Below are 26,149 nucleotides of genomic sequence, written 5' to 3'. Positions count from 1 at the left end.
CGCCGCGATCCGTCATGGCTTCGCGGCCTGTTGCGACTGATATTCGGCCTTCAGCGCCAGAATCTTGTCGAGCAGATCCTTGGAGATGCCGCCGTTCGCGACCATCGCATCGCGGGTCCGGACTCCGACATCGATCCAAGCCTGGTGTTCCGTCGCATCCGGTTTGACAAAACTGACGCCGTTCTTCACCAAGGTTTGCCACGCGTTTTCGTTGTCCTTGGCGGCGGCCAGTTCGATATCTTGAAACGCCTGGGCGAATTCGCGATCGACCACGGTACGGTCCGCGGGGCTCAATTTGTCGTAGGGGCGCTTGTCGACTGCGAACACGCCGAGCACATAAGTGAGTGGCAGATCAAACGCGTATTTCACCTTCGTGTGCCACTGGAAGATGATCGCACCGCTGGTGGTGGTGCCAACTGTTTCCAGAAGCCCGGTCTGCAGCGACGTGTAAACATCGCCCAGTGGCAGCGGAATCGGGTTGACCTGACTTTGCTCGAATGCCACCTGGGCGATCTTGTCGTTCTGCGGGACCCACACCTTGCTGGCACGTAAATCATGCTGATTGCGCAGCGGTTTGGTGCTCATCAGGTAGGCAAACCCACCGCCGGCGATGCCGAGCGGCACGATGCCTTTTGCGGCCAGACGCTGTTTGACCTCGGCGTCCATCGTCTTCCGGACGTAGGCGATTTCATTCAAGTCGTCGAACAAGAACGGCAGACTGTAAATCTGGATATCGCCTTGCACCTGCGAAATCTCGCCGCCAGTGAACGCGCCACCTTGCAGTTGGCCAAGCTTCATCTTGCGCAGCACCGCGACATCGTTGCCCATGACGCCGCCCGGGAAGTATTTCACCTCGACCCGTCCTTCGGTCTGCGCCTTGACGTTCGCGGCGGCCTCGCGCATTTCCTTCATCCAAGTCGTGCCATCGGGGGCGACGGTCGCGATCTTGAATACGGTGGCAGCAGATGCCAGAACTGGCGCCAGGGCCAACAGCCCGGCCATCAGAATTCGCTTCATCAGAAATAGTCCTTGCCTGATTCCATAAGTTGTTTGGCGCGGTCCTGGGCCAGCACGTTGCTCAACGTCAGGTCGTCGGCCACGGGGTCGGCTGCCAGCACTTGATTCAGCAGACCGTCGTGAAGTTCCTGATCAAATAGCAATCGCGCGCAAAACTGGGCTTCCAGCACCTTGCTCATCTGGTTTTTTTGACCGGAGATCGTGAAGGCTTCTTGCAGCAGCGCCTTTCCTGTTTCCGGCTTGCCGCCCAGCGATTCGGGCCGCAGGCAGTTCATCACGCCCAGGTAGGCGAGGGCATTGCCGTGGTCATAGCCGCGATCGAGTTCGGCCACGCGCTTCAGCAGCGCTTCGATGCGCGGCAGCTCGGCGATCCGGGCGAAGTCGCTGGTGTCGGCCTGTACCCAGGCCGCGTAGCTCGATGCCAGCGTGTAGAGCGGGCCGATATCGTCGGCATCGAACGCGCCGAGTTCGGTTTGGAACGCGTCAAAATCGCTGCCGTTGAGCGCCACGCAGAAATCGCCGTGGTCGGCGCACAGGCCCCGTCGCGCGTAGTCCAGCCCAATATCGGCGAGCATGCGGCCGCGGTCGGCATCGCTGACGAATCCGCCCGCGTAGGCGCTGTATAGCCGGGCGCCGGCCAGCAGCATCGTCGCGCTATCAGGTTCGCCCCGAATGAAACCGTCGATCAGCAGGACGTACGCGGGCAGCCCGCTCCGGACCATTTCCGGGTCCTTGGCATTGCTGATGCCATCGGAAAGACTGTCAGCCAGTTTGCTACCGGCCTTTTCGGTTATTGAGGCGCAGGAGGCGAGCAGAAGCGCCAGACCTGCCGCCAGCAGTGGTGAAATCCGTCTCATCCCATTCCCATCATCGCTTGCACCAGACCGCCATCATCCGATGTGAATATTGCAGCTATTGTGCCCGAAGGCGCGGGGCTGCGGCTTCAGCTTAGCGACCGTGGCCGGGACGAAAACTGAACGAATGCGACGTGCACAGCTAAGTGTCTGTTTTACAAGCCGCCAGCAGTGCGTTCTGCCGCTTCCAGCGTGTTTTGCATCAGGGTGGCCACCGTCATGGGCCCGACCCCGCCGGGCACGGGCGTGATCCAGGACGCGCGTTCGGCCGCTGGTCCGAACTCGACATCGCCGGTCAGGCTGCCGTCTTCCAGTCGGTTGATGCCGACGTCGATGACGACTGCGCCGGGTTTGACCCAATGGCCTTTGACCAGCCCGGGCTTGCCCACCGCGACGATCAGGAGGTCCGCCATGCCAACGAAGCCGGCCAAGTCCTGGGTAAAGCGATGGCAGGATGTGACGGTCGCCCCGGCCAGCAGCAGTTCCAGGCCCAACGGACGGCCCACGTGATTCGAGACACCCACCACCACGGCGTGGCGACCGCGCACCGGTTTATCGGTGTGGGCCAGCAAGGTCATCACGCCTTTTGGGGTGCATGGTCGCAATCCGGGCTGCCGTAACGCCAGGCGGCCAACGTTTTCCGCGTGGAAGCCGTCCACATCCTTGTCCGGGCGAATCCGTTGAATCAGGTCGGTCGCGTCTATGTGCGCCGGCAGTGGCAACTGAATGAGGATCCCGTGCACTGCTGGGTCTCTGTTCAGGCGGTCGATCAGCGCGTAGAGCTCGGTGCCGCTGACGGTCGCCGGCAGGTCGAAATCCAGCGTATGGAACCCAACGTGCTGACAGGCTCGGCGCTTGTTGCGGACATACACGCTGGAGGCTGGGTCATCACCCACCAGTACCACCGCCAGCCCAGGCCGCGGCAGGCCTGCCTTGCGTCGGGCGCGGACTCGCTGGGCGAGTTCATCCAGGATTTCATCGGCAATGCGTTTGCCGTCAAGAATTCGCGCGGTCATGGGGCAGTTCCGGAAAGCCCGACATTATCGCAGCAAGATGGCAAGAATTGGGGCAGAAACGGCGACGGGACCGGTCCGGCCTATTCAGCTGCCTTCGCCCACCACCACGAGTGTGAAGTCGATCTCCCGTAAGTGGTCGAGCTCCTGCTCCAAGTCGGTCATCGTCAACGGGTGCGCGCTCAGCCACTTGCCCGGAATGCCGAGCCGAAGCCCGCGATCCATGGCCTGGAGTTCGAGTTTTGGCAGACGCACATCGATGCGCGAGCGATGCAGCAGCGCTGCCAATCGCAGAATCGCGACGAGGCGTTCGACCGATTTTGCATAGCGAAGGCTCAGCGCACGCAAGCGATTGACCGGCAAGCCACGGCGGTGCGAACGCACCAGAATCGCCAGAATCTCCTGCTCGCGTTTGGTAAAGCCTGCCATGTCGGAGTTTTCCAGCAGGTACTCGGCATGGTGGTGGTGCTGGCTATGGGCCACGGCCAGCCCGATTTCATGCACGCGGGCGGCGAATGTCAGCCACTCCCGATGTGTCTCGTCCAGCCCCCAGTCTTTGGCAACGGCATCGAACATGCGCAGCGCCGTCGCCTCGACGCGGGCGACGTGATTGCGATCCACGCCATAGCGCAGGCACATGGCGTCGACCGTATCCATGCGCGGGTCACGATGCTCGGCGCGGCCCAGCATGTCGTAGAGCAGGCCCTCACGCATGGCGGTTTCGCAGATGTTCATCGACTTGAGTTTCAAGCCCTCGAATACCGCGTCGAGCACGAGGAACCCGCCCGGGAACACCGGTCGACGTTCGTCATTCAATCCCGGCAGGCGCAGGGTGTCGATCGATTTGGATTTCAGAAGCGCCTCACGGACCTCAGCCATCGAGGCGGGCGTCAGAATGCCTTGCGTAAAGCCGAGTTCATGCGCCACTTGCGCGATGGCCTTGATGGTGCCGGAGCAGCCATAAGTGTCGACCCACCCGCGCGCTTTGTACTCGGCGACGAACTGCTGCATCTCAAGCACGATGCCGCGCTTGAAATCGTCATAGCGCTTTGGCGTGATCTTGCCATCGGGGAAGCAGGCCTTGGTCGTGGCGACACAGCCCATCTGCAGGCTTTCGCGCTCCAGCGTCTGAAACGCGAGCCCGATGATGAATTCCGTTGAACCACCCCCGATGTCGATGACGAGCCGCTGCTTGCCTTTGTCCGCAATGCCATGGGCGGCACCGAGATAGATCAGGCGCGCTTCTTCTCGACCCGAGACAATTTCGATGGGATGGCCAAGCGCGGTTTCGGCGGCGATCAGGAACGCGCGCGGGTTCTTCAGTCGACGTACGGTATTGGTGCCCACCGCCCACACGCGGTCGTCAGGCAGATGTGCAATCCGTTGGCCGAATTTGGCCAGACAGCCCAGCGCCATGCGCCGCTTCTCGGCTGACAACGACCCGTCCTCGCTCAGGCCGGCTGCAAGGCGCACGGATTCGCGCAGGCGATCGATGACCCGCAGTTGCTGGTGCTCATATCGTGCCACCACCATGTGGAAGCTGTTGGAGCCCAGATCCACTGCTGCCAGTTCATCGCCTTCCTGAATCGCGCTCATGCTCGGGCCTCAGCTGCAGTGTCTGGAAAGCAAGGACATTTGGGCCGAGTGCGGCATCACATCCATGGAGGCCTCAACACGGTGATATCGGCCTTCGGCATCCAACTGCCAGGACTGCTGATTATCGGCCAGATAATTGGCGATTTCCTCGTCATAGGCACGTGCCCGCAGTTCGGGGTCGAGCAGTGGGAAGCACGCCTCGATCCGGCGCAACAGGTTGCGTTCCAGCCAGTCGGCGGACGCGCACAGGAGCTCCGGCTCGTGCCCATGATTGAGGAACCAGTAAATGCGACTGTGTTCCAGGAAGCGGCCTACCACCGAGCGCACGCGGATGCGCTCGGAAACGTTCGGAATGCCCGGACGCAGTGCGCAGGTGCCACGGACGATCAGATCGATTTCCACGCCGGCACGTGAGGCCTGGTACAGCTTTTCGATCACCGCCACCTCGTTCAGATGGTTGATTTTCGCCCGGATCGCAGCGGGTTGCCCGGCCTGGGCGTTGCGTATCTCGCGATCGATCCGTTCGAGCAGGCCTTTGTGCAAGGTGAACGGGCTCATCAACAAATGCTTGAGTTCAATTTCGGGGCCGAGCGCCGACATTTGCTGGAACATCTTGTGGACGTCCTCGCCCATGTCGGGCTGGCAGGTCATCAACGCCAGATCGGTGTACGCCCGGGCGGTGCCCGAGTGATAGTTGCCGGTCGACAAATGCACGTAGCGGCGCAGGCGGTCGGGTTCGCGGCGGACGATCAGCAGCATCTTCGCATGCGTCTTGTAGCCAACGATGCCGTACACGACCTGCACGCCAGCTTCCTGAAGGCGATCCGCAAGGCTCAGGTTCGCCTCCTCATCGAAGCGCGCGCGGAGTTCGATGACGACTGTTACGTCTTTGCCGTTGCGGGCCGCGTCGATCAGATAACCGACAATCGTCGAATCCTTGCCCGTACGGTACAGAGTTTGCTTGATCGCCAGAACGCCCGGGTCGATGCTGGCCTGCCGGATCAGATCAAGTACCGGCGTGAACGAATCGAACGGATGGTGCAGCAACAGATCGCCTTCCCGGATCGCATCGAAAATGGTCGCGCTCTTGGCGATCTTGCCCTGCACGTGCGGCGTGTATTTTGGGAACTTCAGGTCTGGCCGGTCCACCATGTCATAGATCGCAATGACGCGATTCAGGTTAACCGGGCCGTGCACGCGATAGACATCGTCTTCGTTCACCTCGAAGTTGCCCATCAGGTACTTGAGCGTGGTCTTCGGGATTTGGTCTGAGACTTCGATGCGGACCGCGCGCGCGAACCCGCGGCCACGCAGTTCGTCTTTCAGTGCGTGAGCCAGGTTTTCGGCGTCGTCCTCGTCGACGATCAATTCGCTGTCACGCGTGACGCGGAATTGCCAGGTACCCTTGACCTGCATACCCGGAAACAGCTCATCGGCAAACTCGGCCAGGATGGCTGACAGCAGCACAAAGTCCTCGGAGCCATCGCTCAGCTCCGGGGGCAGGCGGATCACGCGTGGCAGCGAGCGCGGCGCGCGCACCACGGCAAACTGGCCTTCGCGACCAAACGCGTCCTTGCCCTTCAGGCCAATGATGATGTTCAGCGACTTGTTCAGGATGCGCGGAAACGGATGCGCCGGGTCGAGTCCGAGGGGCGACAGCACGGGCGAGATCTCGTCCTCGAAGTACGTTTGCAACCAGCGGCGTTGCCGGGCATTCCATTCATCACGCATCAAGAACCGAATGCCGTGTTTGCGCAGCGCCGGCCGCAGCGTCTTGTTCCAAAGCTCGTATTGCGCGTCAACGAGTTCAAGCGCCCGGGTGCGCACTCGGTGCAACGTCTCCAATACGCTGAGCCCGTCGGGGCCGATCATCGCGCCATTCGCGAACCCGAGTTGATGCTTCAGCGCTGATACTCGAATTTCGAAGAACTCATCGACATTGGTTGACGAAATGCACAAAAAGCGCAGACGCTCCAACAGCGGGACGCTCTGGTCCTTAGCCTGGGCCAGTACCCGGAAGTTGAACTCGAGTTGCGACAGTTCGCGGTTGATGAACCACTTGGGATCGCGAAGGTTGGGCGCTTTTGCCATGGTCCCTGCTTATGCGGTGAATTCGGACGAAATGAAGCCCCACGATGCTAGCAGGCTCGTGTGACAGGCTTGTGGCCCCGTCCAGGCGAACCGACGCCGAGTACGGCAGGGCCGGCCGCAAGACTGGTTCGGGCGGTAGTTCTTGTAGGAGCAGCGGTTTTTGTAGGAGCAGCGGTTTTGTAGGAGCAGCGGTTTTTGTAGGAGCAGCGGTTTTTGTGGGAGCGATGGTTTTTGTGGGAGCGGCTTCAGCCGCGAACGGCGATGCGGCAAGCTTGGTTCGGGCCTGAAGGCCCTCCTACAAACAGCGAACGGTGATGCGGCAAATTCGTTTCGGGCCCGAAGGCCCCCTCATGGGGCGGTTAGGTTGCCGCCTGCTGCCGACCGCCGAGCAATACCACCACCGCTGCACTCAAGAAAGCCGCCGGCCACGCCCAAACCTCGCCGCTCGGCCAAAGACACATCACGGCATGGCAGAAGTAAAGCATTGCGGCAAAGCCCATGCCGAGCAAAAACCCCCGCTGACCGACAAAACTGAGCAGGCCCGGCAAGAGCAGCGGCGCCCAGGCAAGCAGCCAAGCTTGCATCAGGGGGCGCGCCGGGTGGGGCGCGAGCCAGAGGTGCCAGAGTGCCTGCCAGACAAGCAGAACCAGGAAACAGGTCAGCGCAGCCTGATGCTTGCGGCTCAGGGTCATGCCCGGCCCGCCAGCTTCATCGCAGTCAGGGCCAATCGTCTGCCAAGTGCGCGCGCCAGCGCTTGTTCGTCTTGATCCACAGCGCGCTTGCCTTCGGCGTCGGCCAGGTGGGTCGCCCCATAGGGGCTGCCGCCCGTCTGGGTGCTGAATAGGCGCTCCTCGGAAAATGGCAGGCCCAGAATCATCATGCCGTGATGGAGCAGCGGCAGCATCATGCTCAACAGCGTCGACTCCTGACCACCGTGCAGCGTGCTCGTGGAGGTGAACACACATGCCGGTTTGCCGATCAGCGTGCCCGCCAGCCATTCGCTGGACGTACTGTCCAGAAATGCCTTCAGCGGCGCGGCCATGTTCCCAAAACGTGTAGGGCTGCCGAGCGCGAGGCCGGCGCACGCGCGAAGGTCGTCGAGCGTTGCATAGGGCGGGCCTTGGTCAGGCACCGAATGGTTCACGCCCGCTTCATTCGCCGGGACCAAACTTGGTACGGTACGGATCCGGGCGCTTGCGCCGGTTTCGTCAATGCCACGGGCGATCCAGCGGGCCAACTCGCGGGTTGCGCCGTGGCGGCTGTAATAAAGGACCAGAATCTCGGTCATGATGGGTCTATGAGTCGCTCGAAATAGGAACGGGATATGCGCATTGTGCAGGCTTCGCTGTTGATTGTCTGTTTGGCTTGGCAGGGTATCGCCCTGGCGAGCAAGGAGCAGCCGTCTTTGTCGGTTGCGACCACGGAGGGCAAGACCTTTGATCTGAGCAAACAGCGGGGCAAGTGGGTCGTGGTGAACTTCTGGGCGACGTGGTGCGGGCCCTGCCTGAAGGAAATGCCGGACCTCGATGGATTCGATCAGGCGCGCGACGACGTCGTCGTGGTTGGGCTGGCCTTTGAGGAAATCGAAGCGGCCGAGCTGAAGTCGTTCGTCAAGAAGCGCGGCGTGCGCTACCCGATCGCCTTGGTCGATGTGTATGAGCCGCCGGCCGATTTCGATGTGCCGCGTGGCCTGCCTACGACCTATCTCATTGATCCTGATGGTAAAGTTGCCGAGAAGTTCCTGGGGCCAATCACCTCGGAGGACCTTGCTCGCGTCATTGCTACCAAGTCGGTTCCCACCAAGACTGAGACATGAGCCCGATCCGCGCCCGCGCATTTCTGGTCCACGGGCGGGTGCAGGGTGTGTCGTTTCGGGCGGCGACGCGCCTGCAGGCGCTTCGTCTGGGGCTTCGCGGGTATGCCCGCAACCGGCCGGACGGTACGGTCGAAGTCCTGGCTATCGGTCCTGAGACCGGATTGGCGCAACTGGAGTCCTGGCTCTGGCGCGGTCCAGTTCTGGCGCGGGTGGATCACGTGACGATGCTCGAAGAGCCATTGTCGGACGGCGCAGAAGTCGCCGCGATCAACGGCTTCCAAATTGGTTGATCAGCCGGTGCTCAGCAGTTTTTCTACTGCCTGACGGTCGGATCGCTTCATCGGCTTCTGACTGATCCGGTCGAGCGGTGGGTGCCGGAGGGCGTCCACCTCGAACACGGTCAGATCGAATTCCAGACCGTCGCGCTCGAACCGATACGCCGGCACGCTATAGGCTTGGCGGTCTTGCTGCCGGAAGGTCCGCTCGAAGCTTTCGTACGGGATGCGCTGGTCGTCGAGAAACCACGCAACGGCACGGGGATCGTCGGCAAACAGATGGAGGCACACGGCCGAAAATCCATCGGCGCTGCCGTCAAGCACGGCGCCCACCAGACGGGGCTCAAACTGCGCGAAAAACTGCATGGCTGGCAGCGCGGCCTCGCGACGCCGGCGCAATGCCTGCGGCTGGGACTGCGATTGGAACAAGCGTTGGTACGCGCGCAACTCGGCATCGATCTCCAGGTTGCTTGGCAACCCCGCCTGACCCCCAATGCCAAACGCTTCGGCGGCACGCTGCTTGGCGTCCTCAAAATCACGAAGTCCGGTTTCGGCAATCAAGCGAGCGGCGTAGGCGGCCAACTCCTGCCGGTTGCGTCGACCTGGGCCGATCGGCGCGCGGCCGTCAGAAGATTTCGAGCGTCTGCTGTTCCGCATGTTCGTCGGTGCTTTCCTGAAGGCCCGCCTCGGACAATCGGAGCAAGTCCTCATTCTTGAAGTACTCCAGCACGCCACCTGCGCCCGCTGCCATCAGTTGTCCGGTTGCGGGCGAAATCATCGCTGGCGTAATGCCTTCGGGGGGTGTCATCGGATCGATTGGAACCGTTGCCAGCGCCGTACGCATGTATTCAATCCAGATCGGCAGTGCGGTTTGCGCAGCAAATTCGCCTTCGCCGAGCGTCTTGAAGTCGTCGTACCCCATCCACACCGTACCGACGGCGCCCGCCGTGAAGCCTGAGAACCAGGCATCGCGGTGTTCGTTTGTGGTGCCGGTTTTGCCCGAAAGGTCGGGGCGCTCAAGCACCATGGCTGCGCGACCAGTGCCGCGTTTGACCACGTCGTTCAACACGCTGCGGATCAAGAATACGGTGCGTTCGTCCATGACTCTCGGCGCAAGCAGCAGCGCCGGCGCCCCGATGGTGCTGGACGCGGGCGGGACGGCTGTGACCGATTCGGTCGGCGCCGGCGTGGTGGTGGGACTTGGTGCCGCCGCTGGTCCGCCGCCCAACATGGCACTGAGATCTGCTGCGGCATTACCCGACCCCTGGCCCTCCTGACTCTGGCGTTCTGGGCAGGCGCGGCATGCGACTGCGGGTGTCGCTTCGTAAACCGTTTTCCCATTGGCGTCGACAATGCTCTGCACGACAAACGGGTCGATCAAATAGCCGCCGTTGGCGAACACGCTGTAAGCCCGCGCCATGTTGAGTGGCGACAGTGATGCCGTGCCGAGCGCCATAGACAGGTTCTCAGGCAGTGCCTCGGGCGGAAAGCCAAAGCGCTGGACGTAATCGCGGGCATACCGGATCCCGATGGCGTCAAGAATCCGGACCGACACCAGATTGCGGGAGCTGACCATGGCCTCGCGTAGCCGCATTGGGCCGTTGAACTTCTCATTGTCATTCTGCGGCCGCCAGACGCCATCGGGCGAGGATGGGTCGGCAAAACTCAGCGGGGCGTCGTTTACGATCGAGGCCGGCGTGAAATTCTTGTCGAACGCCGCGCTGTAGACAAACGGTTTGAAGCTGGAACCCGGCTGCCTGGTACTTTGCAGTGCCCGATTGAACTTGGAGCGCGAAAAACTGAAGCCGCCAACCAGCGCTCGGATGGCGCCACTCTCCGGGTCCATGCCGACCAAAGCTGACTGCACCTTGGGCAATTGTTCGAATCGCCAGTTCCCCTCGGCGTCCAAGGACACGCGGACCACATCGCCGACTTTCAGCGCGTCGCTGACTTTGCCGGGCGCGCGGCCGACCGCGCTCTCGTTTATGAACGGGCGTGCCCATTTGACTGCATCCAGAGCCAGGCTGACCTGCTGACCATCTTGCAGCCAGACCAGAGCCTGCTCGGCGTCGACTTCGGTTACCACGGCGGGCAGCAGACCTTGAATTGCGGTCAGACCGCTCATGGCAGCACGCCGGGACTCGTCGGTTTCGTTCTGTTCCGGCTCCAGATGCGCTTCCGGTCCCCGATAGCCATGACGACGATCAAAAGCGATCAGTTGATCGCGGACGGCGCGGTTGGCGCTTTCCTGCTCGGTCGAGTGAATGGTCGTGAACAGCCGGTAGCCGCCGATCAGTGCTTCGTTGCCCAGCTTTTCGATCGCCTCCACGCGCGCCACTTCGGCAACGTAGGGGGCATCCAGGTCCAGGGGCGGCTCGTGCGGATGCGCGTGATCGGGCTCGGCAATCGCCGCCGTGACATCCTCAGGCTGCAGATAGCCGAGTTCGCCCATGCGCGTCAGCACATAGTTCCGGCGCTCCATGGCGCGATCCGGGTTGATCAGCGGGTTGCCGCTGGAGGGGAACTTCGGGATCGACGCCAACATGGCAGCCTCGCCTGGCGTCAATTGATCCAAGGTCTTGCCGTAATAAAATTCGGCGGCGGCGGCAATTCCGTAAGAGCGGTAGCCGAAGAAAATCTTGTTCAGGTACAGCTCGAGGATTTCGTCCTTGGTGAGCTCCCGCTCCAGTTTCAGCGCGAGGAACATCTCGCTGATCTTCCGCGTGTACGAGTACTCGTTGCTCAGAAAGTAGTTCTTGGCCACCTGCTGCGTAATGGTGCTGCCGCCGGGCACACGCTTGTTGTCAGTGGTGGCGAGCAGCCAGACCGCCCGGCCAATGCCCATCACATCAATTCCCTGGTGCTCGTAGAACCGGGCGTCCTCAATGGCAATGAACGCGGCACGGACCACCTGGGGCACGTCGTCGATCTTTACGGGCGTGCGTCGAGCCTCGCCAATGATGGCCAGCAACTTGCCGTCGCTCGTATAGACCTTGAGCGGCACCTGCAGCGGGATATCCTTGATCTGGCTCACGTCCGGCAGCCGCGGCTCCAGTACATAGTAGGCGCCACCCACCGCCAGGACGGCGGCGAGCACGCCGGCAAAGCCGAGCCAGAACAGCCAGCGGAGCAAACGGCGAATCTTCGACATTGAGAACCGGTCGGCGGAATCAAGGCAAGGTCGGAAAGTATACGGCTACCGGGACAGCCAAATATGGCATTTCCGGTATGCCGGCGGCATTCGCCGGGTCCCGTGTGTCACAGCTCGTTATTTTTGAATCAAGGACTTGCAGCAACATCTTGAGGTAGACCGCCGACCATGCCACAAGTCCTAGTGGTGCCAGGCAGGGGTCAGCCCGCGAGATTGTGACAGGCTTGGCGCTTGCGAAGAATTGATCGTAGGAGTAGCTTCCAAGCTATTGAAATTGCAGTCTTACCTGGGGTATGGTTCACCATACTTAGGAATCAGTTTTAATGCCTCTCGCTAAATTTCGCTCGTAAGGGTCTGTGGGAAGGGGAAAAGTGTGGCTCTCTTCAGTACAAAATCACCCCCGCTGATCGGCATCGACATCAGTTCGACAGCGGTGAAACTGCTCCAGCTCTCCCAAAGTGGCGGGCGCTTTCGCGTGGAGCACTACGCCGTTGAACCACTGCCGCCCAATGCGGTGGTGGAGAAGAATATTGTCGAAGTCGAAGCAGTCGGAGAAGCGATCAAGCGCGCCTTGCAGCGTTCGCAGACGCGTCTTCGTCATGCGGCGGCGGCTGTCGCCGGTTCGGCAGTGATCACAAAAACCATCCCCATGCCCGCCGACCTGTCCGAAGAGGATCTGGAAGGCGCCATTCAGGGTGAAGCGCAGCAATACATCCCGTACCCGCTCGAAGAAGTGAGTATGGACTTTGAGGTGCTCGGGCCGGTCAAAGACAACCCCGAAATGATGAACGTCATGCTGGCGGCATCGCGGACGGAAAATGTCGAGCTTCGGGTTGCCGCGCTGGACTTGGGCGGTTTGCAGGCAAAAGTCGTCGATGTTGAAGCCTTTTGCATGGAAAACGCTTACAAGTTGGTTGCTGACCAACTGAGCGTCCCGAAGGACGCGACGGTTGCCGTGTTCGACATCGGCGCGACCATGACCACGCTGATCGTGCTGAAGAATCAGCGCAGCATTTATACGCGGGAGCAGGTTTTCGGCGGCAAGCAGCTGACGGACGAGATCATGCGTCGCTACGGCTTGTCGTACGAAGAAGCCGGTATGGCCAAGCGCCAGGGCGGGCTGCCGGAAAGTTACGAAATCGAAGTGCTCGAACCGTTCAAGGAAGCCATGGTGCAGCAAGTCAGTCGTCTGCTGCAGTTCTTCTTTGCCGGCACGGAATACAACAAGGTTGACCAAATTGTGCTTGCCGGTGGTTGCGCATCCATCATCGGCATCGCCGAAATGGTTGAAGAGCAGATCGGCGTGCCGACCGTGGTCGCGAACCCGCTCGCGGCGATGACCTTGTCCAGTCGGGTGCAGGCGCCTGCGATCGCACAGGACGCGCCGTCGCTGATGATCGCCTGCGGCCTGGCCCTGAGGAGTTTCGACTAATGGCCAAGATCAACCTATTACCGTGGCGCGCAGAGCGACGCAAACAACGGGAACGCGAGTTCCAGGTGATGATGGGTGGTGCATTTCTGATCGGCGTTCTGGCCTTTCTGGTTGCGTTGACCTGGATGGACCGCGTCGTCCAAGGCCATCAGAACCGCAAAGACCTGTTGACTCGCGAAATTGCCGCACTCGATGCCAAGATCAAAGAAATCGAGGCGCTGCAGGAAAAGCGTGAAACCTTGCTTCGGCGCAAGCAGATCATTGAGCGCCTGCAGAGTAGCCGCTACCAGATGGTGCACGTCTTTGACGAGTTGGTACGCACCCTGCCCGACGGCGTCCGGCTGACCGAAATGGTACAGGCTGGCGACGCCATGAACGTCAAGGGTCGGGCGCAGTCGAATGCGCGCATCTCGGCGTATATGCGCAATGTCGAGTCGGCGCAGTGGCTGCGCGATCCGGACTTCAAGAAATCGACCTTGGTCGGCGATGACAAGGGCGGCGCCTACGAATATGAACTCGGCATCGGTGTTCGCCGAAGCGAAGATGAAGGTAGTGAAGGCGAAGAAGGTGAAGCCGCCGGCGATGGCAGCGGCGGCGCGGGAGGAACGCCCTGATGGACCTCAAGAATCTCGAAACCAAGAACTATGGCAACTGGCCGATGCCCATCAAGTTGGCGGCCTGCCTGGGCATCTTTCTGGTGGTGTTGCTGCTCGGCTATGTGTTCAAGATCAAAGAGTCGTTTGACACCCAATCAAAGCTGATGTCCGAAGAACAGTCACTGCTGGTGACATTCCGCGACAAGCAAGCGAAGGTCGTCAACTTAGAAGACTACAAAAAGCAGCTGGCCGAAATGGAAGAGTTGCTCCGGCAAATGGTTCGGCAGTTGCCGAGCAAGACGGAAATGCCTGATCTGCTCGTAGACATCTCGCAGACGGCGCTTTCCTCTGGCATCGATACCGAACTGTTTGAGCCAGGCGCCGAGTCCCCGAAAGACTTCTACGCCGAAAAGCCAATCAAGATCCGTATGGCCGGGACTTACCATCAGTTTGGCGCATTTGTCAGTGGCGTGGCGTCATTGCCACGCGTGGTGATTCTGACGATGCACGACGTGTCCTTGAAGCCGCAAAATGCACTGCCATCCACGGTCAAAGACCCGAAATTGGTGAAGGCGGCGGCAAACAAGCCGACCGGAATCCTGACATTGGAAGGCACCGTGAAGACCTACCGCTACCTGGACGATGACGAAGTCTCCGGTTCGGATGCGGCGCCAGACGCGGGTGCGCGAGCAGGAGGAAAATCATGATGCGAGCGAGTAGCGATCAGCGACAGCTGCTGCGCACCACCCTTTGTGTAATGCTGACGTTACCGTTGGCTGCCTGCATTCCAGGCACCAAGGACCTTGAGCAGAAGATTGCCGACATCAAAGCCGAGCGGGGAATCCCGATCGAGCCGTTGCCGGCCATGAAGGAATACCCGAAGTTTGTTTACACCGCGCAGGATCTGCGTGATCCGTTCGCAGACTTCGGGGACGACGACAGCCCCTCTGGGCAATCGGCAATTCCGGGCCCCGACGACACGCGTGTAAAGGAACCGCTCGAAGCCTTCCCGCTCGACGCGCTGGACATGGTTGGCACCATCGGTGATCCGATGAACGCGCCGACCGCATTGATCACCGACCCGTCCGGCGCCGTACATCGCGTCAAGGCCGGAAACTACATGGGACAGAATGACGGCCAGATTACCGCCGTCTATGAAGACCGTGTGGAGTTGGTGGAATTGGTTTCAAATGGCAACGGCGGCTGGATGGAACGGCCAGCTTCAATCGCCCTGGATGATGAGTGAGGTCGTGGATCCCATGAACACACAAGAATCTTTAAATAAGTCCTTCGGACACCGCTCGGTTCAGGCCTTGCTGCTGTTTGTTCTTGCTCTCGGCGCCGAAGCCTCGACCCTCAAGGACGTGACCTTCGAAAGTCGTCCCGATGGCACCACCGACATTCGCTTGGTCATGGACGAAGCGCCCGTCGCGCCGAAGGTCTTCGCGACGGAGGCGCCGCCTCGTCTCGCGATTGACCTGGACGCCACGAATAACGCCGTCGCCGACCGGCGGATCAATGTCGGCAGCGGGGCTGCGTCGACTATCGCCATCGTCGAAGCCGGCGGGCGAACCCGAGTCGTTGTCGAACTGTTCCATCCGACCACGCACAGCTCGCGGATCGAAGGCAACAGCATCATCCTGACCGTTGGTGCCGACAGTTCGGTGGCCCAGAACAACACCGCGAATGCGGCAGCGGGTTCGCAGGGCTGGACCGAGAAACCGGTCCTGCAGGCGGTCGATTTCCGTCGCGGCAACAATGGCGAAGGGCGTATCGTCGTGAATTTCAACCGCGATGGTGCCGGCTCTGACATCCGCAAGGAAGGCAGCAACAGAGTGGTCGTCGATCTTTACGACGTAAGCCTGGCTGACGATCTTCCACTCAAGCTTGATGTCACCGACTTTGCGACTCTGGTCAGTACGATCGAGACCCAGGAGCGTGCCGGTGGTGCGCGATTGGTTGTCAGTACCACTGGCGCGTTCGACCACATGGCTTACCAGACTGGCGATCAGTTCGTGATCGAAGTCAGCAAGAAGCGCGAAGTCGAAGAAGGCGCGCAGCGTCGCAAGCCAGGGGAAGCCATGGAGTACAAAGGCACGCCAGTGACCTTCAACTTCCAGGACATTCCCGTCCGTACGCTGCTCCAGCTGATTGCCGACATCAGTGAGTTCAATATCGTCGTCGCCGACAGCGTGCAGGGCAACATTACGCTGCGCATGGTCAACACGCCTTGGGATCAAGCGCTGGCCGTCGTGCTGCAAGCGAAGGGCCTTGACCAACGCCGCGAAGGCGGCGTGATCTGGGTTGCCCCGACTGCTGAAATTGCGCAACGCGAGCAAGCGCTTGAAGACGCCCGGATTGCGATCGAAGACCGGCAGTCGCTCGTTTCGGAATACATCGCAATCAATTACGGCAAGGCCAAGGAAATTGCCGTACTGCTGACTGACAACAGCAAACAAGGTGCTGGGCAGAAAGGCGGCGCGCAAAGCGCCAGCTCAGGCTTCTTGTCCAAGCGTGGCAGTGTCACGTTTGATGATCGCACCAACACGCTGCTGATCAGCGATATTCCAGAGCGCATCTCGGATCTCAAGGCACTGATTTCGATCCTCGATCGCCCCGTCGACCAAGTGCTGATCGAATCGCGGATCGTGGTTGCCAATGAGACGTTCGGCAAGGAGATCGGTGCCCGCTTCGGCGTGACCTCTGGCTACGAAGACCACAATGGCAACGTCATTACGACGTCGGGCTCGGTGGCAGCCGCCAACAACATGATCAATCAGGCCCTGGTCAACCGAAACGCTGGTCGGCCAACGTTCCCGCTCGTGGTTCCAGGCGGTAGCGGCGGCGGCATCCTGTCGCCAACGCTGGAAAACCGTTTGAACGTCGACTTGCCGGCTTCCGGCGCTGCGCCGCGCCTTGGTCTGTCGATCCTCGGCGCCGACTATTTGCTTGACCTGGAACTGTCCGCGTTGCAAGAAGAAGGTTCCGGCGAAGTCGTTGCGAATCCGCGCGTCATTACGGCCAATCAGCGCGAAGCAGTCATCCGCCAGGGCGATGAAATCGGCTACGTGACGATTACGACGTCGGGCGGCGCCGTGCCAATTCCGACCGTTGCCTTCAAGGAAGTGCTGCTCGAACTCAAGGTGACACCGACGATCACGCAGGATGACCGCATTTTCCTGAACATGGCGGTCAAGAAGGATGAATTGACCGGCTTTGTCAGCACCTCCATCGGCGACGTTCCGCAAATCAACAAGCGTGAACTGAACACCGCGGTGTTGGTCGAAAATGGCCAGACCGTTGTCCTTGGTGGCGTGTACGAATATAAGAGTCGCAGAGACCTGCAGAAAACCCCCTTCCTGGGTGATCTGCCCTTGCTTGGCAATCTGTTCAAGACACAACAGTCTAGTTCGGACAAGGCTGAGCTCCTGATCTTTGTGACGCCCAAGATTTTGCGTCAACGTGGCGCAGGCAAATAACACATGCGAATGTTCATGAATTCGCAGAATCGGAGAACCGCAATGAATTACTTCACGCGAATCCTGGTAGCAGCCGGCGTCGTGGCGCTTAGCGCCTGTGGCGGTGGCGGATCCGATGGCGGTGCATTTACGCCGCCGGTCAATGAGAACCTTAGGATCACGATCTCGCCGGCCACGTCGAGCACGACGCCGTTCAGTCTCGTCGACATGCCCATCCGGGTGCAACGAGCCAACGGCTCGGCGGTGCCAGACGGCACCACGGTCACAGTGCAGGTGACGCCACCAAGTGTGGCGCAAGTCTCGTCGCTCGTCGCTGTTGGCGGCGATGACGCCATCAGATATGGCGAGCGCGTCACCGCGACAACGGCTGCTGGCGTCGTGAACTTCCGTTTTCACAGCCGGGCGGTGGGTAGTGCCATCGTCACGGTATCGGCTGCTGAAACGGGAACCAGTGGTTTGAGCGGCACCAATCAAGCGACGGTCAACGTTGTGGCTGGTCGGCCGAGCGATCCGCGCCTGACGCTGACTACCGCTTCAACCACGTTGCCGGCGAACCGATTCGGTGTGGAGCCGTTCCTCGGGTCACCCTACTTGGCAGATGTCGGGATTACTTGGCGTCGCTTGAACGGCGAACTGGCCACGACGTTCCCACCGGGACGGTCCAATATCGTCGACGTGACGGTCTCGCCGGTGGTTAACACTGGCGGCTTTTCAGTGCCTGATGATCCAGATACCACGGACATTATCGAGTTCCTGCTGCACCTGGTCACGGCACCAGTAGAGACCAATGGCGGGCGCGCGGTCATTTTCCTGCAATCGCTCGATCAGCCTGGGACGACCACAGTTTATGTTTCGGCGCGCGACCCGGATACGGATGAGACGATTCAGGCCGAACTGCCGTTCACGATTACCAACGGTACGCCGCGCCTGCCGGCAAGCATCACGCTGAATCGCGACGGCGCGCAGGTCTACATCACCGGCTCAGGTGGCACAACCGCCGATCGCTTCGAAGCCATTGTTACCGATGGTGGCGGCGGATTCGTGCCAGATCCCGTCAGCGGTTCAAGTTCGTTCAACAATATTCAAGCCGAAATCGTTGGTGGCGCACAGGGTGGCGAAAAGCTGGCTGCCTCGAACGCTGCTGGCGCGGCGGTACGTGATGGCACAATCAAGTTCCGCACGTTCTCAGGCATCGCCGGGTTTAGCTATCAAGCCGGAACCCGTGCCGGGCTGGTCAATATCCGCACCACCGTAGATCGTGCCGACAATAATGTCGACAACGGTATTCAAGATGGCGTGCAAGTGACGCGCAGCCTGACCGTAGGCGATGGCCGCTTGTTTGACCTCGATATTACGGCTGCCAATATCAGGGAGCTGCGCGTCAATCCGTTCTCGGAGGACGCAACCCCGCTCGATCCCCAAGATCCGTTCAGCCCGCTCATTCCGCCGCGCCCAGATGGCACCTATAGCTATACGGTGTCGGCGATTGCGACGGACCGCTTTGGTGCACCGGTAGTCCCAGGGACTGAAATCCGCTTCGGCTTGATCGATGCGCCGCAGATCAACGGGTCGTTCGCGATCTTCGGTAGCGATGGCAATCCGGGCGAAGGCACGACCAACTTCACTGCCCCAACTGGCGCATTCCAAACTCAGGGCGGTGGTGCAGGACCTGGCGACACCGTTGTCGTGTTTGGCGAAGACAGTATTGGCAACCGCGATCTGGAAAGCGCCAGGACGGTTTCGGCTGTCAACAGCCAGACGTCGTTGACCACCACCTATCGCTTCAACTTCAACGACGACACTGGCGTATCGGTCAACAACGGACCAGTCCTGCCGTACCTCATTGGCCGCGCGACAGACGGCAACTTCAGCAGCGTGGTGCCCGTGGAAGGGCCGCCGCAAGCCTCGTTCGGCGCCGCCGCGTTTACCGACTTCAATGGTGTCGCCCGAGTGACGCTGAACTATGGCGTCGTCAAGATCGGCAAGCTCTCGGCGATTTATGCGCAGGGCGTTGGCGACGTGGTCAACAACAGTTCGGAATTGGTGACCGATGTCGAGCTCGTCCGCTATCCGGGTCTGGCGCCCGGCAGCCTGACGGTCAACCCATCAGATATCGCCGGCAATCGAACTGTTTCCGTGACAGCCTGCTTGCGTGACCGCCTTGGCAGTGGCGCGCAGGGCATCTTGCTGAACTATCGTTTTGCCAACTTGGGTGCCGGAACCGGTCGCGTCAATGGTGTTACCGGTCCGGGCGCACTCACCACGCCCACAGGGCAAGATGGATGCGTCACCGTGGATGTGTCGACCTCTGGTGTTGTTCAGACCACCGGGACGACGCCGTCCGTCATCTTCGAAACGCCCGCCCTTTCGGGCGCGACTGGCATCCTAAGCGATTCCGCCAATATCCTGGTGGGCTTGATGTTCTTGACGGCGACGCCTGAAACGATCACCGGAGACGGTGGCCGCTTGATTGATCTGCAGCTGGTCGATGCCGGCGGTCTGCCGGTACCCGGTGTGTTGATTGTCGGCAACTGCACTGCAACCGGTGGCGCAACGCTGACGATTACGACGCAGGCGCCGATTACCAATGCGCAAGGCCGGACACAGGCCGTCGCAAGCGGTCAGGGCTTCGATGTGACTTCGGGTAGCGGTTCGGCAACTGGCACCTGTACCTTCACGGTTGCGGGCGGCACGGTCAGCGATACCGTTACCTGGGGTTCGCAGAACATCTGCGATCTGTTCAGCCCGGCGGTTCCAGAAGGTTGCCCGGCGGCAACGCTGTTGATGAATATCACCGGTTCGGGTGTTGCCGGATCAGTCCCTGCTGGCCTGAACTGCACGGGTCCGGGTAGTTGTTCCCGCGAGTTCGCGCCGACTTCGTCAGTACAGTTGGTGTTGTCGGCCGCCCCGACGGTATTCACCTGTCAGACGAGTGGCGGACCGCTGGTCAACTTCGCGCCTGCCGCAACGGCTTCGATTGTGATGCCGCCTGCTGGGCAGACGATCACCTGTAATGTGACCTTCCCGTAACGGTCGTCAGTCGTTCGATACGCAAGGGCCGCCACCGCGCGGCCCTTGTTGTTTTTGCGACGGGGTCAGCCGGCTGATCGCGAAGCGCAACTGCCGTCCGCCGTCAGACGGATTAATGTCATCACCAGTACAACGAGATTTGGCTGTCAATGCTGCCCATGATGTCGTCTCGCTCCCACCAAGACCACGACCCTGGCCAAACACCAAAACCCCGGCGCAAGCGTCGTTGGCTGGTCATGATGTTCGCCGTAATCGTGCTGGCATATGGACTCCGCGTGCTCGGTACCAGCCCCAGCAATGCGCGGGACTGGTCGCCCGATCAGGCACGCCTGGCGGGCATCACGTCGCTCGATCCTGATCGCGTTCGGATCAGCAATATTCGCAACGCGCGTTACCGCACCAGCCAGGACTACGAGTTGCGGTGGGAAAGCCGGGAGTACGATCTCAGCCAAGTCGACAGCCTGTGGTACGTCGTCGAGCCATTTGCGGACTGGCGTGGGCCGGCCCATTCTTTTTTGAGTTTCGGGTTTTCGAATGGCCAATACCTGGCCGTGTCGGTCGAAATCCGCAAAGAGCAAGGCGAATCGTTTTCGCCTTGGCTTGGGCTGGTCCGGAGCTACGAGATCATCTACGTGCTCGGCGACGAGCGCGACCTGATCGACTTGCGCGCCAACATTCGCCACGATGCGGTCTACCTATACCCGATCAAGGCGCGGCCCGACCAAATCCGGGCATTGCTGCAATCGATGCTCGACCGGACCAACGCGCTCGCTCGCACACCAGAGTTCTACAACACCCTGACCAACTCCTGCGCCAGCAATATTGTCGACCACGTGAACGCGATTTGGCCAAGCCGAATCCCCTTCAGCTACCGAACGCTGTTGCCGGCGCTGTCTGATGACCTTGCCTACGACATCGGTTTGATCGACACGAACTTGCCCGCAGCAACGTATCGCGAGGCCCATCGGATCAATGATCTGGCCGCCCAGTTCCGCAATCTGGACACGTTTTCCGCTGGCATTCGCAGTCGAATCCGGCCGTCGGCGGCTGACACCGCCAATGCCAGCTTGCCGACCCCGAGTGCTTCCGATAGCTTCGGAGACTGACCTGGCGACCGTGCGGGACAGAAGCTGAACACCGCGACCCGCCAGGGTGGCAAGGCTAACGCGCCATTCGGTGGGCGCGGCAGGCGATGCACACTTCCTTGGGACATCGATTGGTGGAGTTTCAGTAATGCGGATCCTGGATCGTTCGGTTTATGTAGGCCCTTCGCTGTACGCGCATTTTCCGGTCATCAAGCTGGAATTGGACCTTGGTCTGCTCGAACAATGGCCGACTGGCAAGTTGGGCGCGGCCTATGTCGATGCGCTGGTCGCGGCCTTGCCGGGTCTTCAGGAACACGGCTGTTCGTATCGCGAACCCGGCGGATTCATTCGCCGCATGAAGGAAGGCGACGGCACGTGGCTCGGCCATGTGCTGGAGCACGTGGCGATTGAACTGCAAAACGTTGCGGGCGAGGACGTCACGTTCGGCAAAACCCGCAGCATTGATGGTCGCCCCGGCGTATACACCGTGGTCTACGAATACATCCAGCGCGAAGAGGGCATCGAGGCCGGAGAACTGGCGCTCAAGCTGCTGTGCTCGCTGATGCCCGCCGAACTCCGACCAGAAGGCTCGGTTGAAGACGATTGGAGCTGGCCCGATGCGCGTGACGAGTTCATTCGCTACGCCCAGCGTCGGGCGCTCGGTCCGTCAACCATGTCGTTGGTCCGTGCCGCTGAAGCTCGCGAGATTCCGTGGTTCCGCCTAAACGACCAAAGCCTCGTGCAATTTGGGCACGGCAAATACCAGCAGCGTATTCAGGCCACCGTAACCGGCAAAACGCCGCATATCGCCGTCGAACTCGCGTCCGACAAAGAAGAGACCAACAAGATTCTCGGCTCGCTCGGGCTGCCTGTGCCCAAACAGGAACTGGTCCAGTCTGAAAGCAGCGCGATTCGCGCGGCGCGCCGAATTGGTTATCCGGTCGTCACCAAGCCGTACAACGGCAACCACGGTCGTGGCGTGTCGATTGGCCTGCGCACCGAAGAAGAAGTCATCGAAGGATTCAAGAAGGCGAAGGACATCTCTCGCTCGGTCATCGTCGAAACCTATCTGGAAGGGGATGATCACCGCTTGCTGGTGGTCAACGGCGAACTCGTCGCGGCGACCCGCCGAACCCCGGGTCATGTGGTCGGCGATGGTCAACGCAACATTCGAGAGCTGATCGAGATCGTCAATCAAGATCCCCGACGAGGCGTGGGGCACGAGAAAGTGCTCACCCGGATCGTGCTGGATGCGCAGGCCGAAATGATGCTCGCCCGGGCCGGCATGACGGGCGACTCGGTGCCGCCTGAGGGTCAGGCGGTTTACTTGCGATCGACCGCAAATCTGTCCACCGGCGGTACCGCCACCGATGTCACCGACGTCATTCATCCGGATAACCGCGACATGGCGGTACGCGCGATCAAGGCGATTGGTCTCGATGTCGGCGGCGTCGATTTTCTGAGCACCAATATCGCCGAGAGCTACAAGAAGATTGGCGGCGGCATCTGCGAGGTCAATGCTGCGCCCGGCTTTCGCATGCATGTCGCGCCGTCCGAGGGCAAGCCGCGCGATGTGGCAACCCCTGTTATCGACATGCTGTTCCCGCAAGGCGCCTCCGCGCGGGTGCCGATCGCAGCGATCACGGGCACCAATGGCAAGACAACTACGGCCCGCATGTTGGCCCATATCACCAAGATGGCCGGATTCACGCCGGGCCTGACCACGACTGACGGCGTCTACATCGATGGTCAGCGGACCGTTGAGGGCGACATGACCGGGCCGGTCTCCGCCCGGATGGTGCTGTCTGACCCGAGCATCGACATCGCAGTACTCGAAACCGCCCGCGGTGGCCTCCTGCGCGCGGGCATGGGCGTGCCGTGGGTCAATGTTGGCGGCGTGCTGAATGTGCAGAGCGATCACCTCGGCATGAAAGGCATCGATTCGTTGGAGCAACTTGCCGAAATCAAGCGAATCGTGATCGAGGTCGCGCGCGATTGCGCAGTACTGAATGCCGACGACCCGAACGTGCTGAAAATGTCGGGTTACACCGATGCGAAGACGATCTGTTACGTCACGACGAATCCGAGTCATGCCCTGGTCCGCGAGCACATCCGCGCGGGCGGTCGCGCCTGTGCCCTCGAGGCCGGCGTGAACGGCCACATGATCACGCTGTACGACAAAGGCAGCCATATCCCATTGATGTGGACACACTTGATTCCCGCCACGCTCGAAGGCCGGGCGATGCACAACGTCCAGAATGCGATGTTTGCAGCGGCGATGGCGTTTGCGATGGGCATCAAGCTGGAAGCAATCCGCCAAGGCTTGCGCACGTTCGACTCGACGTTCTATCAGGCGCCGGGTCGCATGAACGTGTTCCATGAACACCCGTTCAAAGTGATCTTCGACTATGGGCACAATGCCCACGCGGTGTCGGTGATGGCTGATCTGGCGCAGCGTCTTGAGGTGTCGGGCCGCCGGTTGGTCGTAGTCGCCGGCCCGGGTGATCGTCGGAACGAAGACATTGAGGCCATTGCCGATGCCGTGGCCAATCGCTTTGATCACTACATCTGCCGCCGCGACGATTCGCTGCGTGGGCGCGCGCCTGACGAAGTGCCAAACATGATTGCCGCGCGCTTGCGGGCACTTGGGGTGCCGGACACCCAGATCACCATCATTCCCGATGAGCAGGAAGCGATTGATGCCGGTCTCCAGATGGGACGGCAAGGCGACTTGCTGTTGATCTTCGCGGATGCGCTGGTGCGTTCGTGGAAGCAGGTCATCTATTTCCGGCCGGAAGGCAGCCCGGCACCAAGACCTGCGGTCACGCCAAATCCGGTGACCGAGGTCGCGGCACCACCCGAGGAGACGTTTACGTTGAGCGAGGGCATGATCCGCGACGAGCGCGGCATCCGCCTGTCGCGAGAAGCCGAAGACTGAGTCCACGTCCTTGGCCCAACTCAGTATCTCGTTTGAAGGCTCACGCCGACTCACCGGGCCGAATCTGTTCTCGGCTCGACCGGGTGCCGTGCTCGAGGCCTTGGGATCGGTCACGTCTGACTGCCTGGCGCGTTGGCGCCGATACGTGCAGCGCGGCCGTGACCTGCTCGACTGGCCCGCCACGGATGCCAGTATCGTCCGCCCGCATAACCAGGGCGCGAGCCTGTTCATTGAAGCGCCGATCGACCTGTTGATGACCGCCACGGAGCTCAATGAATGGGCGTGGCAAACCGCTCGCAGCGAGGCCGAAATGCATGCGCCCGGCCACCCGCTGGCTGGCGACGAAACCGCTGCGCTGGCAACGCTCGCTCGCATGCAGCGGGAGGAGGCGCACCCGGCGTTCCGACGCAATTATCTGCGGTGGCGCGAGCAGTTCGCCCCAATATTGTTTGACGACGAGTCCGTGACACTCGGAATCGGTCGGGAATGTCGTCAGGTCCGCTGGGCAACCAAGGACATTTCGGCACCCGCCGAATTGTTGCCCGCCGACCCGGCGTTGCCACTTGAGCCCACACCGGTTGCTATGGTGACCGGCTCCAATGGCAAGACCACCAGTGTCCGCGTGTTGGCGGCCATGTTGCGCGCGCAAGGATTCCGGACCGCACACAATTGCACCGACGGCTTGTTCCTGAATGGTCAGCGACTCGCGCGCGGCGACTACTCTGGGCCGCAGGGGGCCCGCGACGTGCTGCGGCACCCACAAACCGAGGCTGCTGTGCTCGAAACCGCGCGCGGCGGCATGTTGCGCCGAGGCCTTGCGTTCACGGCAGCCGACGCCGCGCTCGTCACCAACATCAGTGATGATCATTTTGGCGAGTACGGCATTGACACTCTGGAGGAATTGGCTGAAGCGAAGCTCGTGGTCGCCCGCGGCCTGAAGCCGGATGCGCGGTTGATTCTGAATGCCGATGATCCGTTGTTGCGCCGCTATGGCCCGGCGGCGTGGTCACACGTTGACTGGTTCAGTCTTAGCGGCGACGTGTCGTGTGCCAAGAGCGACAGCGCCGTGTTGCAAGTCCGCGATGGGCGCCTGACACTTTCCATTGCTGAGGTTGCGCACGACCTCGGGGCCGTCGCTGACTTTCCACTGAGCCTCGGTGGCCTCGCGCCCTACAACACGGCGAATCTGATGGGCGCCAGTCTTGTTGCCTATCGTCTGGGCGTTGATCTGGCGCGCATTCGTTCCGTACTTGCGACGTTTGGCGCCGAGCACGGCGACAACCCCGGGCGCCTGCAGCGCTATCGCGTTCGCGGTGCGGATGTGTTGACCGACTATGCGCACAACCCGGATGGGCTCGCCAAACTGTTGCAAGTGGCTCGTGCGATCAATCCACGCGGCCGTCTGGCGCTGATTCTTGGGCAGGCAGGCAATCGCGATAACACCGAGATTCTGGCGTTGGCCGATGTGGCGATGCGCTTTCGCCCGGACTTGCTGGTCCTCAAAGACTTGCAAGGCTATATGCGCGGACGTGCATTCGGTGAAGTGCCGCAATTGATCCGCGAGCACTTGCTCGATCTGGGCTTTGACGCGAGCCGCCTCCGTCAGCACCAGACCGAATTGGAAGCCGTGCAGTGCTGTCTGGACTGGGCGACGCCGGGCGATCTGCTCGTGCTGCCGGTGCACGCATCGACCGCCCAGGAAGCCGTCGCAGCCCTGCTGGAGCGTGCGTCCTGAGTTAGGCGGATGACTGCCTGATCATGCAATGCCGTTGCGTT

General features: G+C 61.0%; 20 protein-coding genes. 11 read left to right on the top strand and 9 right to left on the bottom strand.

Translation table 11 applies throughout. The features are described 5' to 3' along the window. Nucleotides 1–12: 12 nt before the first annotated feature. From dctP to wrbA, 7 genes are all read right to left on the bottom strand, one after another. Nucleotides 13–1,017, bottom strand: coding sequence for a TRAP transporter substrate-binding protein DctP (dctP, locus tag C7S18_RS16705; protein WP_106892644.1), 1,005 nt, complete (start codon nt 1,015–1,017; stop codon nt 13–15). After that, nucleotides 1,017–1,739: a TRAP transporter TatT component family protein gene (locus C7S18_RS16700; protein ID WP_240624054.1), complete on the bottom strand. Its 723-nt coding sequence runs from the start codon at nt 1,737–1,739 to the stop codon at nt 1,017–1,019. The genes dctP and C7S18_RS16700 overlap by 1 nt, the downstream gene beginning before the upstream one ends. Before the next feature lie 287 nt (nt 1,740–2,026). Then, nucleotides 2,027–2,887, bottom strand: coding sequence for a bifunctional methylenetetrahydrofolate dehydrogenase/methenyltetrahydrofolate cyclohydrolase FolD (folD, locus tag C7S18_RS16695; protein ID WP_106892642.1), 861 nt, complete (start codon nt 2,885–2,887; stop codon nt 2,027–2,029). Between the two features lie 84 nt (nt 2,888–2,971). Next, entirely contained in the window at nt 2,972–4,480 is a 1,509-nt protein-coding gene (locus C7S18_RS16690) for a Ppx/GppA phosphatase family protein (protein ID WP_106892641.1), read from the bottom strand. Nucleotides 4,481–4,489: 9 nt separating this feature from the next. Continuing rightward, entirely contained in the window at nt 4,490–6,571 is a 2,082-nt protein-coding gene (ppk1, locus tag C7S18_RS16685) for a polyphosphate kinase 1 (RefSeq protein ID WP_106892640.1), read from the bottom strand. Between the two features lie 359 nt (nt 6,572–6,930). After that, nucleotides 6,931–7,263, bottom strand: coding sequence for a DUF2069 domain-containing protein (locus C7S18_RS16680; protein ID WP_106892639.1), 333 nt, complete (start codon nt 7,261–7,263; stop codon nt 6,931–6,933). Further along, complete coding sequence (gene wrbA, locus C7S18_RS16675) at nt 7,260–7,859, bottom strand: NAD(P)H:quinone oxidoreductase (RefSeq protein ID WP_106892638.1); 600 nt, start codon at nt 7,857–7,859, stop codon at nt 7,260–7,262. The genes C7S18_RS16680 and wrbA overlap by 4 nt, the downstream gene beginning before the upstream one ends. 36 nt (nt 7,860–7,895) lie before the next feature. On the opposite strand from wrbA, the gene C7S18_RS16670 reads away from it, so the two are divergent. Next, entirely contained in the window at nt 7,896–8,387 is a 492-nt protein-coding gene (locus tag C7S18_RS16670) for a TlpA family protein disulfide reductase (protein WP_106892637.1), read from the top strand. Next, nucleotides 8,384–8,677 (top strand): acylphosphatase, encoded by a 294-nt coding sequence (locus tag C7S18_RS16665; RefSeq protein ID WP_106892636.1) that lies wholly within the window; start codon nt 8,384–8,386, stop codon nt 8,675–8,677. Before C7S18_RS16670 ends, C7S18_RS16665 begins: the two co-directional genes overlap by 4 nt. On the opposite strand, the gene C7S18_RS16660 is transcribed toward C7S18_RS16665, so the two are convergent. Both C7S18_RS16660 and C7S18_RS16655 read right to left on the bottom strand, forming a co-directional pair. Next, complete coding sequence (locus tag C7S18_RS16660; protein ID WP_240623917.1) at nt 8,678–9,319, bottom strand: hypothetical protein; 642 nt, start codon at nt 9,317–9,319, stop codon at nt 8,678–8,680. After that, nucleotides 9,288–11,813 carry a penicillin-binding protein 1A gene (locus C7S18_RS16655; RefSeq protein ID WP_106892635.1) on the bottom strand — a complete coding sequence of 842 codons (2,526 nt, stop codon included), beginning with the start codon at nt 11,811–11,813 and terminating at the stop codon, nt 9,288–9,290. Before C7S18_RS16655 ends, C7S18_RS16660 begins: the two co-directional genes overlap by 32 nt. Nucleotides 11,814–12,186: 373 nt before the next feature. On the opposite strand from C7S18_RS16655, the gene C7S18_RS16650 reads away from it, so the two are divergent. The 9 genes from C7S18_RS16650 (at nt 12,187) to C7S18_RS16610 (ending at nt 26,108) form a co-directional block, all read left to right on the top strand. Continuing rightward, the gene (locus C7S18_RS16650; protein ID WP_106892634.1) at nt 12,187–13,245 is read left to right on the top strand and encodes a pilus assembly protein PilM; all 1,059 of its coding nucleotides are present in this window, start codon (nt 12,187–12,189) and stop codon (nt 13,243–13,245) included. After that, complete coding sequence (locus C7S18_RS16645) at nt 13,245–13,859, top strand: PilN domain-containing protein (protein WP_106892633.1); 615 nt, start codon at nt 13,245–13,247, stop codon at nt 13,857–13,859. The genes C7S18_RS16650 and C7S18_RS16645 overlap by 1 nt, the downstream gene beginning before the upstream one ends. Further along, entirely contained in the window at nt 13,859–14,548 is a 690-nt protein-coding gene (locus C7S18_RS16640; RefSeq protein WP_106892632.1) for a type IV pilus inner membrane component PilO, read from the top strand. The genes C7S18_RS16645 and C7S18_RS16640 overlap by 1 nt, the downstream gene beginning before the upstream one ends. Continuing rightward, nucleotides 14,545–15,087, top strand: a complete 543-nt coding sequence (locus tag C7S18_RS16635; RefSeq protein ID WP_106892631.1) for a pilus assembly protein PilP — start codon at nt 14,545–14,547, stop codon at nt 15,085–15,087. The genes C7S18_RS16640 and C7S18_RS16635 overlap by 4 nt, the downstream gene beginning before the upstream one ends. Nucleotides 15,088–15,100: 13 nt before the next feature. Then, the gene (locus C7S18_RS16630) at nt 15,101–17,320 is read left to right on the top strand and encodes a type IV pilus secretin PilQ (RefSeq protein WP_106894071.1); all 2,220 of its coding nucleotides are present in this window, start codon (nt 15,101–15,103) and stop codon (nt 17,318–17,320) included. 42 nt (nt 17,321–17,362) lie between these two features. Beyond that, nucleotides 17,363–20,350, top strand: coding sequence for a hypothetical protein (locus C7S18_RS16625; RefSeq protein WP_106892630.1), 2,988 nt, complete (start codon nt 17,363–17,365; stop codon nt 20,348–20,350). Nucleotides 20,351–20,586: 236 nt separating this feature from the next. Next, nucleotides 20,587–21,456 carry an Lnb N-terminal periplasmic domain-containing protein gene (locus C7S18_RS16620; RefSeq protein ID WP_170113317.1) on the top strand — a complete coding sequence of 290 codons (870 nt, stop codon included), beginning with the start codon at nt 20,587–20,589 and terminating at the stop codon, nt 21,454–21,456. A gap of 127 nt (nt 21,457–21,583) precedes the next feature. Next, the gene (gene cphA, locus C7S18_RS16615; RefSeq protein WP_106892628.1) at nt 21,584–24,373 is read left to right on the top strand and encodes a cyanophycin synthetase; all 2,790 of its coding nucleotides are present in this window, start codon (nt 21,584–21,586) and stop codon (nt 24,371–24,373) included. Between the two features lie 10 nt (nt 24,374–24,383). Then, a complete protein-coding gene (locus C7S18_RS16610; protein WP_106892627.1) occupies nt 24,384–26,108 on the top strand; it encodes a Mur ligase family protein in 1,725 nt (574 codons plus the stop codon). Nucleotides 26,109–26,149: the final 41 nt, after the last annotated feature.

The sequence above is a fragment of the Ahniella affigens genome (assembly GCF_003015185.1).
Taxonomy (GTDB): Bacteria; Pseudomonadota; Gammaproteobacteria; order Xanthomonadales; family Ahniellaceae; genus Ahniella; species Ahniella affigens.
The sequence above is the reverse complement of the archived record's forward strand: the minus strand, read 5'-3'. Positions and strand labels throughout refer to the sequence as shown.